Source organism: Streptomyces sp. NPDC005574 (assembly GCF_040605435.1).
Lineage (GTDB): Bacteria > Actinomycetota > Actinomycetes > Streptomycetales > Streptomycetaceae > Streptomyces.
Genome location: NZ_JBEXCW010000152.1, coordinates 1 through 11,407, shown reverse-complemented (window position 1 = coordinate 11,407; position 11,407 = coordinate 1). Strand labels below are relative to the sequence as shown.

General features: G+C 68.5%; 10 protein-coding genes and 3 pseudogenes. 6 read left to right on the top strand and 7 right to left on the bottom strand.

Features of this window, described 5'->3' with window-relative positions; genetic code table 11:
- Window positions 1-115: pseudogene (locus ABZT03_RS40930) on the bottom strand (MerR family transcriptional regulator); the annotation flags it as partial.
- A gap of 938 nt (window positions 116-1,053) precedes the next feature.
- Here ABZT03_RS40930 and ABZT03_RS40925 point away from each other — a divergent pair.
- From ABZT03_RS40925 to ABZT03_RS40915, 3 genes and pseudogenes are all read left to right on the top strand, one after another.
- Entirely contained in the window at window positions 1,054-1,446 is a 393-nt protein-coding gene (locus ABZT03_RS40925) for an ATP-binding protein (RefSeq protein ID WP_356048857.1), read from the top strand.
- A gap of 162 nt (window positions 1,447-1,608) precedes the next feature.
- Window positions 1,609-1,803: a hypothetical protein gene (locus ABZT03_RS40920; RefSeq protein ID WP_356048855.1), complete on the top strand. Its 195-nt coding sequence runs from the start codon at window positions 1,609-1,611 to the stop codon at window positions 1,801-1,803.
- Between the two features lie 45 nt (window positions 1,804-1,848).
- Window positions 1,849-1,948: pseudogene (locus ABZT03_RS40915) on the top strand (IS5/IS1182 family transposase); the annotation flags it as partial.
- Between the two features lie 212 nt (window positions 1,949-2,160).
- On the opposite strand, the gene ABZT03_RS40910 reads toward ABZT03_RS40915, so the two are convergent.
- Together ABZT03_RS40910 and ABZT03_RS40905 are read right to left on the bottom strand one after the other, a co-directional pair.
- On the bottom strand, window positions 2,161-2,364 hold the full coding sequence (locus ABZT03_RS40910) for a cold-shock protein (protein ID WP_356048853.1): 204 nt from the start codon (window positions 2,362-2,364) through the stop codon (window positions 2,161-2,163).
- A gap of 247 nt (window positions 2,365-2,611) precedes the next feature.
- Window positions 2,612-2,950, bottom strand: coding sequence for a MerR family transcriptional regulator (locus tag ABZT03_RS40905; protein ID WP_356048852.1), 339 nt, complete (start codon window positions 2,948-2,950; stop codon window positions 2,612-2,614).
- A 1,086-nt stretch (window positions 2,951-4,036) separates the two neighbouring features.
- On the opposite strand from ABZT03_RS40905, the gene ABZT03_RS40900 reads away from it, so the two are divergent.
- Both ABZT03_RS40900 and ABZT03_RS40895 read left to right on the top strand, forming a co-directional pair.
- Window positions 4,037-4,399 carry an ATP-binding protein gene (locus tag ABZT03_RS40900; protein WP_356048850.1) on the top strand — a complete coding sequence of 121 codons (363 nt, stop codon included), beginning with the start codon at window positions 4,037-4,039 and terminating at the stop codon, window positions 4,397-4,399.
- An 851-nt stretch (window positions 4,400-5,250) separates the two neighbouring features.
- Window positions 5,251-5,595 (top strand): annotated as a pseudogene (locus tag ABZT03_RS40895) (transposase family protein); the annotation flags it as partial.
- A gap of 74 nt (window positions 5,596-5,669) precedes the next feature.
- On the opposite strand, the gene ABZT03_RS40890 reads toward ABZT03_RS40895, so the two are convergent.
- Complete coding sequence (locus ABZT03_RS40890; RefSeq protein ID WP_356048849.1) at window positions 5,670-6,572, bottom strand: hypothetical protein; 903 nt, start codon at window positions 6,570-6,572, stop codon at window positions 5,670-5,672.
- 565 nt (window positions 6,573-7,137) lie between these two features.
- Window positions 7,138-7,611, bottom strand: a complete 474-nt coding sequence (locus ABZT03_RS40885) for an ATP-binding protein (RefSeq protein ID WP_356048847.1) — start codon at window positions 7,609-7,611, stop codon at window positions 7,138-7,140.
- A 140-nt stretch (window positions 7,612-7,751) separates the two neighbouring features.
- On the opposite strand from ABZT03_RS40885, the gene ABZT03_RS40880 reads away from it, so the two are divergent.
- A complete protein-coding gene (locus tag ABZT03_RS40880) occupies window positions 7,752-8,108 on the top strand; it encodes an STAS domain-containing protein (RefSeq protein ID WP_356048845.1) in 357 nt (118 codons plus the stop codon).
- A gap of 83 nt (window positions 8,109-8,191) precedes the next feature.
- On the opposite strand, the gene ABZT03_RS40875 is transcribed toward ABZT03_RS40880, so the two are convergent.
- Both ABZT03_RS40875 and ABZT03_RS40870 read right to left on the bottom strand, forming a co-directional pair.
- Window positions 8,192-9,337 (bottom strand): response regulator transcription factor, encoded by a 1,146-nt coding sequence (locus ABZT03_RS40875; protein ID WP_356048843.1) that lies wholly within the window; start codon window positions 9,335-9,337, stop codon window positions 8,192-8,194.
- Window positions 9,338-9,971: 634 nt separating this feature from the next.
- The gene (locus tag ABZT03_RS40870; RefSeq protein WP_356048859.1) at window positions 9,972-11,198 is read right to left on the bottom strand and encodes a PP2C family protein-serine/threonine phosphatase; all 1,227 of its coding nucleotides are present in this window, start codon (window positions 11,196-11,198) and stop codon (window positions 9,972-9,974) included.
- Between the last annotated feature and the right edge of the window lie 209 nt (window positions 11,199-11,407).

Genomic DNA, 11,407 nt, shown 5'->3' with positions numbered 1-11,407 from the left:
CGCCGACGGCGCGCAGGAAGCCCTGGGTGGTGCCGAGCATCTCGGCGGCCCGGCCCATGGTGTAGGCGGGGTAGTCGTCGTCGTCGAGACGGCCGAAGGAGTCGTCTGCTGTCATCGCACCTCTCTGTGAAACACGTTGGAGGGGCCCTGGTGCCATCTCGCACCAGGGCCCCGAAGGAACTGCTACACCATCTGCCGGCCCCAGTACTGCGCCGGCCTTCTGTTTCCGCGGACCCGGCCTGAACACTGCCGGGGATGCGGGGATCGCGGATGCGTGACCGGAGACCACCTCACTATCGATGTCCTGCGGTACCCGGACCCACTGCTCGCCCGGGCGATCCTGATGGCGCTCGGCTCCTCCGTTCTTCCCTCTGATCCATCACTTGCCAAACCGGTACTGCGTACTTCTGGTGGCCTGGAACAGCGCCACTCTCCGGCAGCCAGCCCCGTCGCCCGTCCTGCATCTGCTCTGGCTTGGAACCCCACTGCCGAACCTCCCGGTACGCGCGCCCGCAGCCAGACGCCTTTACCGAGGAACCACTCAAAACCGCACTGCTGGTACTGCGAACCACCGGTACTGCTGGTGGCGGCCCCTGATCACTGCGGGCCACCCGGTCCGGCCGTCAGTCCCGTCGCCGTCCTGCAACAACCCTGGCTTCGGAACTCCACCGCCGCACCGCCATGCACACTGCAACTGCGTACTGCTGCCCGGCAGTTCATCTCTGCCGGGCCCCTCTTGATCTCGGCTACGAGAGAAACCATAACCGGCCCGCCACCCAATGTCTACTCCAGCCAATGCAGACTTTCGTGGGTGCGGCTGCGAGGTAGTCACCGCGAACGGGACAGCGAACAAGCAGACCACTGCCCCCTGCGGCAGGGCAGCCGCTTCAATCGGCGCCCTTCGTCTCACCGGGCATCGCAATACCTCATCCGGCTTCACTCGCGATCGGCCCCCTGAAGACCACCGGCCCAACGCGGTTAGCGGATCCACCACCGGGCAGGGGTGGCGTGTAGGCGGACCGGGCATTGACGATCCAAGACCGGGGTGACCTGATGGACACGGTGAGCGTCAACGCCGCAGCAGAATGTTCCGCGAACGCCGTCGCCGACGCACGCGATGCCACCCGGGACTTCCTGGGAGCCCTCGGGCAGCAGGAAATCGCAGCGGAAGACGCCGACTCCGTCATCTTGGTCGTCTCCGAACTCGTCACCAACGCCCTGCGTCACGGCGGCGGAACCTGCACACTCCGCCTGACCACCCACCCCGACACCATCGAGGTAGCCGTCGACGACGCCAGCCCGCGGGCGCCTCGCATGCGCACCCCCGACTTGCATGGCGGCACGGGAGGATTCGGCTGGCCCATGGTCAACCACCTCGCCCGCGCCACCGCGGTGACCCCGCGGACGGCTGGCGGGAAGACCGTGAGCGCACTTCTAGCCCGGTAGCACCAAGGCGAGGGTGGGAGGCAGACGGTGCCAAACGCGGCACGCCGAACGAGCCCGCCTGAAGCCACGAGGGGCACAGTGACCACAACACCCCAACTGCACGGTGGAGTTGTTGGTGGCCCGGGCTTCCCGGGGCGGTACGGTTGCCACGGGCTGTCTTCCATGGTGCGGGACGCGAGCGCGAGACAGCAACGCACGTGCACTCAGCTGGAGTGCAGCCGCTGGCACGCGACCGGCAACTGGACGAAGGTCGTGACGGCGTCCGAGGTGGCCGCTTTCGTGCGGGCCTTCGTCGACGCGACGCTCGCCGCCCGGGGAGGCCGGCCTTCTCCCGGCCTGGCCGCAGGCGCGGGGTGACCGGCCCACGGCGAAGTCGAGTGAAACGATCTTGACGCGACTGGTGTGATCACCGCGGCGGAGCCGTCTTTGGACAGTGCCGTTCGCCGGGCTGAGCCCGCGCTGCTTCGTCAAGTTGGTGACCGCTGTACGCCGGGCGGGGGCACCACGGCGCCTGCCGCGCCAAGTCCGGGGCCACCTGGCCGGCCGCATCCACGCGGGAGCCGCTCGACACGGATCGGGGCCGCGCAGCAACAGCTGCGCGGCCCCGATCGTGCGCGTCCCAATCCCGCCGAATCCCGGGACGAGTTCAGCGAGGCAGTACCTGTCGCACTGCACTGGGCAGAGGTATGCGCCGATCGTCCGCCCGCGGGCGAGTCACGCCAGGTCGATGTTCTCTGCCTGGGGGCCCTTCTGGCCCTGGGTGACGTCGAACGTCACGGCCTGGCCTTCCTGGAGCTCACGGAAGCCCGAGGAGTTGATCGCGGAGTAGTGGGCGAAGACGTCCGGGCCGCCGCCGTCCTGGGCGATGAAGCCGAAGCCCTTCTCCGCGTTGAACCACTTCACAGTTCCCGTAGCCATAGTCATGCCTTCCAGTCGATGAACGCCTCCCACACCATGCGGAAGGCGGAGGTGATCGCCCTGGTTCCTGCGGCACAGCACAGCAAAACGCCCACGCCTACGGCGTGGGCAATAGGGAATTCCGAACCACGACAGCTGACCTTAAACGCTACACGTCAACAACCGGCTGTCACCAGAGGGAAACGAGTACACATGCCTTGGACGGGGTTCCGCGCAGGCCTGCCGAGGGCCAGCAGGCGCGCCCAGCTCAAGCCGCAGCTGCCCGGTTTACTGGTTCGGCGGCACGGCGGTGTTCGGCGCTGATGCGCTGGGCTTCCCTGAGCTGGTCTTCGAGGACGACGATGCGGCAGGCGGCCTCGATGGGGGTGCCCTGGTCGACGAGTTCGCGGGCGCGGGCGGCGATGCGTAGCTGGTAGCGGGAGTAGCGGCGGTGTCCACCCGCCGAGCGGAGCGGGGTGATCAGACGGTGCTCGCCGATCGCGCGCAGGAAGCTCTGGGTGGTGCCGAGGAGTTCGGCGGCCCGGCCCATCGTGTAGGCGGGGAAGTCATCGTCATCGAGACGGCCGAACAAATCGTCTGCTGTCATCGCACCTCTCTGTGGAACACGTGGAGGGGCCCTGGTGCCTATCGCACCAGGGCCCCGAAGGAACTGCTACACCATCTGCCGGCCCTGGACTGCGCCGGCCTACTGTCCGCGTGGCCGCCCAAGAAGCGGGCGGGATGCGGGGATCGCGACTTGCGTGACCGGAGACCACCTGCCTATCGATGTCCTGCGGTACCCGGGCTCGAGACTTCCGCCCGGGCGATCCTGATGGCGCCTCAACTCCTCCGTTCTTCCCTCTGAATCAACTCTGTGCTGGTACTGCGAACTGCTGATTCCGCTCTTCGGCAGCCAGCCCCGTCGCCTGTCCTGCGTCTGCTCTGGCTTAGAACCCCACTGCCGAACTTCCCGGCACGCGCGCCCGCAGCCGACGCCTTCACCGAGGTACTACTCACTTCGCTGCTGGGCACTGCGAACTTCGCTTACGGGTAATGCCACTGCTCGCGGCGGCCCCTGATCACTGCGGGCCGCCCGGTCCGGTCGTCAGTCCCGTCGCCGTCCTGCAACCACCCTGGCTTCGGAACTCCACCACCGCACCGACCTGCTGGTGGCCTGTGACAGCGCCACTCTCCGGCAGCCAGCCCCGTCGCCTGTCCTGCGTCTGCTCTGGCTTAGAACCCCACTGCCGAACTTCCCGGTACGCGCGCCGCAGTCTGACGCCATTTACCGAGGGACTACTGGTACTGCGGACTGCACCTGTGTACTGCTCGCGGCGGCCCCTGATCACTGCGGGCCGCCCGGTCCGGTCGTCAGTCCCGTCGCCGTCCTGCAACCACTCTGGCTTCGGAACTCCACCACCGCACCGACCTGCACTTACGTGTACTGCTTCCCGGCAGTTCATCTCTGCCGGGCCTGCTCGATCTCTTGGCTACGGACAAGACACTAACCCCAGCGACATCCACATGTCTACTCCCGCCATGACAGGTTTCCTGTGAGGGCTGACAGTGATGAACTGTGGTCCGCGTCGCTTGGAAACTGCACCGGTCCACCCTCCCGGGTGTGGAGACCGCCGGATCGGGCAGGTGGGGTATCACGGCGCAAGCGGTACAACCGATCACACGTGGGGTGTACATGCATGAACGGCACGACGATCAGCATCACCTCGCACCCCCCGTACCGAGCGTGGTCCGAGGCGACAGCGCAGCCGGCGTCAGCCAGGCCCGTCGGGCCGCCCGCGCCTTCACCGACCGCCTCACCCCCGCGCCCGGCCCGGACATGGCCGACACCCTCGTCCTGGTGGTCTCCGAGCTCGTCACCAACTCCCTGCACCAGGGTGGCGGCCACTACACCCGGGAACTGACCGCCAACCCCGACACGCTCACCGCCGCGGTCAGCGACCCCAGCCCGGCACACCCCCGCGAGCGCACCCCCGACCTGGGCGGCGGCAGCGGCGGCTTCGGCTGCACATGGTCCGCCGCCTCACCCACCACCTGACCATCACCCCGGCCCCAGCCACGGCAAAACTATCCACGCCCAGCTCCCCCGCTGACAGCGACGACGCTGCCGGGCGGCGGGTCGCGGGGACTCGGGCGCGGCCGGGGTCTGGACGGTTGTCTCCGGCGCGGTGGTCTCGGATGCGGCCGGGCCGGAGAACGTCTGCGGCACCTCCGGCTGCGGCGCGACGGCCGGGGCGGGCGCAGCGGCAGGAGCGGCGCCGTGCGCGGAAGCCGGTTCTCGTAGTTCTTGAGCCGGCGGCCTCACGCAGCCGGGCGCGCTCCACCGGGGGCGGGAGCTGAGGCTCTTCCTCCAGCGGTGCGTCGATATTCGCGAACAGCTCTTCCTCGGTGAAAGTGACGTTTCGAGGTGTCATGCCGTCGGCTCCAGAGGCTGAGGCTTCGCCTTTGGACCGAAGCTGACGGGCCGTCTCTCCAACCCAGTCGGTGAGGCGCCTCAGCCCCTCCGGTGTTGTCAGTGGTGGTCGGTACCGTCAGTCAGTTGGGCGCCTCGCAGAGAGGCAGTGCGCCGACCGGAGGCACATCTTGTCTCCCGTACGGCTGGATGTTGCATGGCCCTTGACAGACGCCGAGTGCAGACCGCAGTGATCGATCACGCCGACTCCTAGCTCCCTGTGGTCCTTCCGATGGAAGCGATAGAGCTCGACGACTTCCGGGCTCACCATGCCGGCCAGACCTACTGGTGCGGCGTTTGGCTGGGCGGGTGCGGGCACCAGCTCTTCACCAACCTGTACACCGATCGCGCCTGTTCCCTGTCAAGTGCAGCGTGTTGAACCCCTGTGGGTCTGTTCACGACCCTCGACAGCAGTTCGGCCACTGCGCGGCGGCCGCACACCGCTCTGGTTCTCACGCGCGACACCGGGGCGTACCCATGATCTGACCGCGGCCCGCGGCATCATCCAAGCCTGCCTCACCCGGCACATCCTCATCCTTGCCGACCGGGCCTACCAAGGCGCCGGTGCCACCGTCCGCACCCCCTACTACCACCACCGCGAACAGCCCCAGCACTACCAGCAGTTCAACCGCGACCACGCCCGCCTCCGGGCACCTGGCGAACGCTCCTTCGCACTGCTGAAAACCTGGCGACTCCTACGGCGGGCCCGGTGCTCCACGCGCCGCATCGGCACCGCCGTCCAAGCCATCCACACGCTGATGACCTGCGACTACTCAGGATGAAAGCGGTTCACTGCGGCCCTTGCCACGGGAGCATCGAGGTGCTCCCGGTGATAGGCCTTCCTGAACAGGCAGGTTCACGGGCGACGGCCCACCCGCTCGGCGGTCTGCTGGGCGCTGTCGGGCACACTCACCCGCCTACGTTCGCCGCGTACCAGCGTCCGCATGATTGCCGCCCCCGTCAGCACGGCCGTGACGTGCAGCGCCACGGCGACCGCGAGGTTCTCCGGGTACCTGGCGTCGCTCGGGTGGGCCAGCGCCACGTACGCCGTGGCCGGCAGCCTCCAGCCGCTCCACGCGCACATCGAGCCCGACCCCAGCCACGCCAACGCAAGCAGGAGCGGATACGGCAGCCGGGTCGACCGGCGCCGCACGAGAGCCAGTACGGCGGCGGACGCGAGGAGAGCCCAGCACGCGCTGACCCCGACCAGCACATGCCAACTGGCCGGCCGCTCATCGCGGTGCGCGATGCCCAGGGGGCCACCGGCCGCCCAGTAGAGCCAGGCCAGGCCGGTCACAGCCCCGGTCACGGCAGGCAACACCGCTCCTGGGGAGGTGCGGGTGCGGGGCCGCTCCGGCCGGCGCAGCGCGTGGGGCCAACGCCGCCACAGATAGGCGGGAAGCGCGATGGCCAGCGCGATCCCGGTTCCGACGAAGCTGCACTGGAGCAGCACCGCTTCCCAGCCCGGCATCGCCGCGTCACCCCCCGACGTCCCTGAGCCACCCGAACTGCCCGTGCCGGAGTCCACAAACGCGCTGACGACCACGAACGGCAGGATCGACACCAAGAACCCCGACCCGACCCAGGCGAAGAACCCCACCAGCCAGCCGGGGATCCGCATCCCCCACGGCCGCACCAGCGCCAGCCCCAGCATGATCCCGGCCGCAGCCATCCCGATCGTGACGGTGTTGAGCACCAGCCACCCGCCCAGGCTGAACCCCCGCCCGACCGGCAGCAACCCCAGTAACGAACCAACCACCCACGACACCTTGATCACCAGATACGGCACGAGGGCCGCCGCAGACCCGTACGCCGCCACACGCCCGATCCGATCCCAACGCTCCACCATGTCCCCCTCCGCTGGAAATCCCCATCCTCCGGCGCCCACACCCCCTCCGCATCAGCCCCCAGGCTCATCCCGCTCCCCCGCTGGTCTGACTCACCCCTCCGCCCTGCGGGCCCCCACATACGCACCACGGCGTTGCGGCCCGAACCGCGTGCAGGTCATTTGGTTGCGGCGGCAGTGAATGATCGGCAGGCTCGTGGATGTCCACCAGAAATGACAGCGCTGTCGCTCCGAGGCGGTTATGGTCCCGTGCGCGACGTCTGGCCGGGTCTCACACTGCGGGGATGGGGGAGGCCACCGGCCCCGGGGGCGTCACGCCTGCAGAGGACTGAGTGAGGGTACTGGGGAATCTGCCCGATGCCCGGCTGCTGATGGTCAACTGCGATGACTTCGGGATGCTCCGGTGCTGCTGGACGTGAACGAAGCCAGCTCGCGACAGGGCTGGGGGAACGGCGGCGTTCCAGCGGCGGGGGTGAGGTCAAACGGCGGTGCGAGCGACCATGCCGTTGGGATCCTCGGCGAGAGCGATCAGCGCCGTGACACGTTTGCCGACCGGTTCTCGGCGTACCTGATAGGCCTGGCTGAGGGCGAGGGTGATCTCCAAGCCGTGGCCGCCCACCCGTCGAGGGTCGGTGGCGGCGACATCCGGCAGAACCGGGTCGCTGTCCCACACCGAAACTCTTACCGCACCGTCATGGACCTGCAGATGGAGCGCGACGGGGCCGGGTGCGTATCTGACGGCGTTGGTCACCAGCTCGCTGACCACCAATTGCGCCGCGCCCAACGCCCGCTCAGACACCGGCACGCCGTGCATGGACTGCACCGCGGTGAGGAAGCTGACGGCCAGGTGCCGCGCGTCGCCGATACAGGAGGAGTCGCCGTCGTAGGCGGCCGATGCCGACAATGCGCTGTCGCCTACCTTCCGTTCGTCATCCCCCGTGGTCTGCTCCATACGCCCCGTCCCGCCTCATATGATCGTCACAAGAGCTTTACGTAGTCCGCTGCATTGCACCACAGCCCTGCTGCCGCACGTCGGACGAGTGCCCCCACGGCACGAGTGCCCACCTCGCATGGAAAGGACCGGGAGACGGTATGAGCCAGACCCGTCTGACCGTCTCCGAGCGCACCACCCCTGACGGCGTGCGCATCCTTACTCCGGCCGGGGAGATCGACTACAACACGGCCGACACCCTCCAGCAGGCGCTCACCGCACACGACGATCCCGACGGGTGCACCGTCATCGACTTCCACGGCGTCACCTTCATGGACTCCAGCGGCATCAACGCCCTGGTCGCCGCGAACAACGCCGCCCGCGCCGGCAACGGCTGGCTGCGCCTGGCCCACACCCCCACCCCCATCGTCGAGGTCCTGCACATCGTCGGCCTCGACGACGTCCTGCCGCTGTACGCCACCCTCGAAGACGCCCTCGCACCCCAATCCACCGCCTGACCCCCTCCTTCCACCTAGCCTGGGCGGTGAAAGACGCCCAGCGCCAGATGATCGGTCAGCGGGCATACGCGATGTGCTGGTGGCTACCCGTCCCGCGCAGGGTTGGGCAGCGAGCCCCGCGGGGAGTCCTCCGCACCGGATCCCGACCGCGGAGGACTCCCGCGCTGTAAGACCGACCACGGCCATCGGATGGATGCGGGCAGGCAACGCGAAGCAGAGGATGAGAAATATCCTGTCTGCTGCCCCCCACACGGTGACTGCCATGACTGAAACGCACCGCGAAACAGCAACGGAAAGCGGAACAGGAACAGGTCCGGCGAACCCTCGGACCCGGAGTCGCCGGGACGATCGAAAGGGCGTCGTAGGAAGTTGTCGGCCACCGAGCCGAGCCTGCCCTCACCGGCAGGCGGTATGGCGCCCAGCGTCGCGCGCGGCCCCGCCGTCGCGCGCGAGGACACCAGCGGCGGTAAGCCGGCGGCGCCCTGGAGGCGAGTCCGCCCTACTCCTGTTCCAGGCGATAACCGAGTCCGCGCAGCGTGGTGATGTGCGGCAGCGGGCTCGAGCCGCGGACGCTCCGGCCGCGTCGAGGAGGCGGCGGCGCAGTCCGGCCATGGTGACGTCCAACATTTGGTGGAGCCCGACCAGTTCTTGTTCCAGACCTCTTCCATCAGCGTCTCGCGGGGCACGGCCGCTCCTGTGTGGCGGGCAAGTACAACGAGTAGGCCGAACTCTTTGGGGCGAAGGTTCACTTTGCGCTCGTGCAGGGTGCAGCGGCGCGCCGCTGCGTCGATGACGAGGTCGCCCAGCCGGACGGACTCGCAGGGCGGGAAGGCGACGGGGTAAAGGCGCAGACGCGCGCGAAGGCGGGCGAGGAGAGCTGTCAGGCCGAACGGCTTGATGAGGTAGTCGTCGGCGCCGGCGTCGAGCCCCGAGATGACGTCGGTGTCGCCCATGTGGGCGGTGAGGACAACCATGAGCAGGTTGGGATGGCGGGCGCGCAACGTGCGCGTGACGTCGAGGCCATCCATGTCGGGCAGGCTCAAATCCAGGAGCAGCACGTCGTAGGACGTCCGGTCAGCCTCGGCGCGGGCACTCGTGCCGGTGCGGCTCCAGGTGGATGCGTATCCGTTGCCGCGCAGCCCGGCGTCAAGGTATTGACCCATGGTGGCGTCGTCCTCGACCACGAGGATGCGAAACGGCGTGGAGTGCGGTGCGGCGGGCGTGCGCATGGTGGCAGCGTAGAGGCGCTGCGTTTTTCGCAGATCGCGTACTTCCTCAGCAGCGGGTCGCGCGGCCTGGCGTATGCCGTTCCGGGCGAACCCGATGGAGGAAGCACGAAGACAGGTACCTCGCCAGCGTCGACGGTGTCACTGGTCTGTCCCACATCGAACGAAGCCGAAGAAGCGTCCACCCCACCGCAACCGACCAGGACCCAGCCAGTTGTAGACGACAGGCATCCCTCCGAGCCCACCCCGTAAGCGGGCCGACCGTCTCGCGATCCCGCTTCCCCGACCACCCGCCGGCCACTGCTGCTCAGCAGGGACGACGTTGCTCGTTCCCCCGCCGGGTGGGGCAGCAAGGAGCAACTGGACGTCACGCTGGCGGAATCCGAGCTGGTGGTGGAGGTCGGTGTCGACGTCGCCCATGACGCCTCCGGCCAGCAGCGCCACCCGCCCGCCGGCAGCGCACCCGCCCCCACCGACGTTCTCACCTGATGTCGCCGTGCTGACAGCGGTACGACGCCCAAGCCCGAGCGGTCTGCCCGGCGCAGCTTTGCAGAGCACCGCTTCGTGGGTGGGTCAGGCGGTAGTGCGGCCGGCAACATCTGCTCTCCGGTCGGCGGCCAGCACAATCAGGGCGTGTTCAGTCGAGGACTGCGAGGTGGCCTGCGGTGCCTCCACGCCATTCGATCATGATGAGGGTGGCGTCGTCGCTGGTGCGCCCACCCCGTTTCTTCTTCAGCGTGTGGGAGAGCCGGCGCAGGTCCGCCCGCATTCCGTCTGAGGGCTCCTGGCCCAGGCGGTTGACGCAGTGGATGAGGCGTTCCTCACCGAAGGGCTGCCCGCCGTCGAGGCGTTCCTCGATGATGCCGTCGGTGTAGCAGAGCACCCGGTCGCCCGGCTGGAGGGTGTGCTCTTTGATGCGGGGCGTCTCGCCTCCGAAGCCGACGGGCAGCGTTGTCGCGCTCTCCAGCTGCCGTACGACCTGGCCGTCGCGGATCAGCAGCGGCGCGGGGTGGCCCGCGTTGACCAGCTCCAGCTCGCCGGTGGTGATGTTCAGGTGCATCAGCTGCGCGGTGACGAAGTGGTCGTCGCCGAACTGCCGGGAGATGGCATGGTCCATGAACGCGTACTTCTCGGCCAGGCTGACGAACACGCGCCGGGCGTGGCGGTAGGCGCCGATGGCGATGGTCGCCATCGCGGCGGCGTCCAGGTCGTGGCCCATCGCGTCGATCACGGCCATGTGCAGGATGTTGTCGTTGAGGGCGTAGTCGAAGCTGTCGCCGGCGACGCGGTAGGCGGGCTCCAGGATGCCGGCCACCTCAACCTGCGGCACGGTCATCGTCAGCGGCGGCAGCAGGCCCCACTGGATCTCTGCGGACACGCTCATCGGCTCCCGGCGCCGGGCCAGGAAGAACTGGTCGGTGTAGGCGTTCTTGGTGACCAGCATGTCGGCGACCAGGCCGGCGAGCCGGCGCAGCAGCCGCCGGTCGTCGTCGCCGACGGTGTCCAGCGTCAGGGCCATCACGCCCACCTGATCGCTGCCGTCCAGCAGCGGCAGATACATCCGCACCCCGCCGCCGGCCCGCGCAACCTCGACGACGTCCGCGCTCTGGAAGGCGCGGCCGGCGGGGGAGTCGGCCACCGGCTCGGGCTGGCCCACGTGCAGCTTCCTGCCCGGAAGCGGCACCAGCAGCTCCTGGGCGTAGTCCTGGAGCAGGATGGACACCTCACGGCCGCCGATTCCGGCCACCCCCTCCGCGATCAGCGGGGCGATCAGCTGCGGCGGCAACAGCCGCGCCCGATCCAGCAGCACGCCGAGCAGCCGCTCACCGAAGCCCTCCGACCGGTCCACGATGTCCTCGCCCATGGCCTGGTACGCCACCGCCTTCCCGCCACCCGCACCCGTCACTGCCTGAACACAACGTGACCCGGTCGAGCCGCCGGAGCGGTTCATTACGCCATGCGCGGCATGTTGGCCCGCGGGGCGTGTCAGCGATCTTGTGTAAGTCGGTTGGTTTCATTGGATGCTGAGCCGGTCCTCGAAGAAGAGTGAGAACTGGTTCAGTGCCTCTTTCC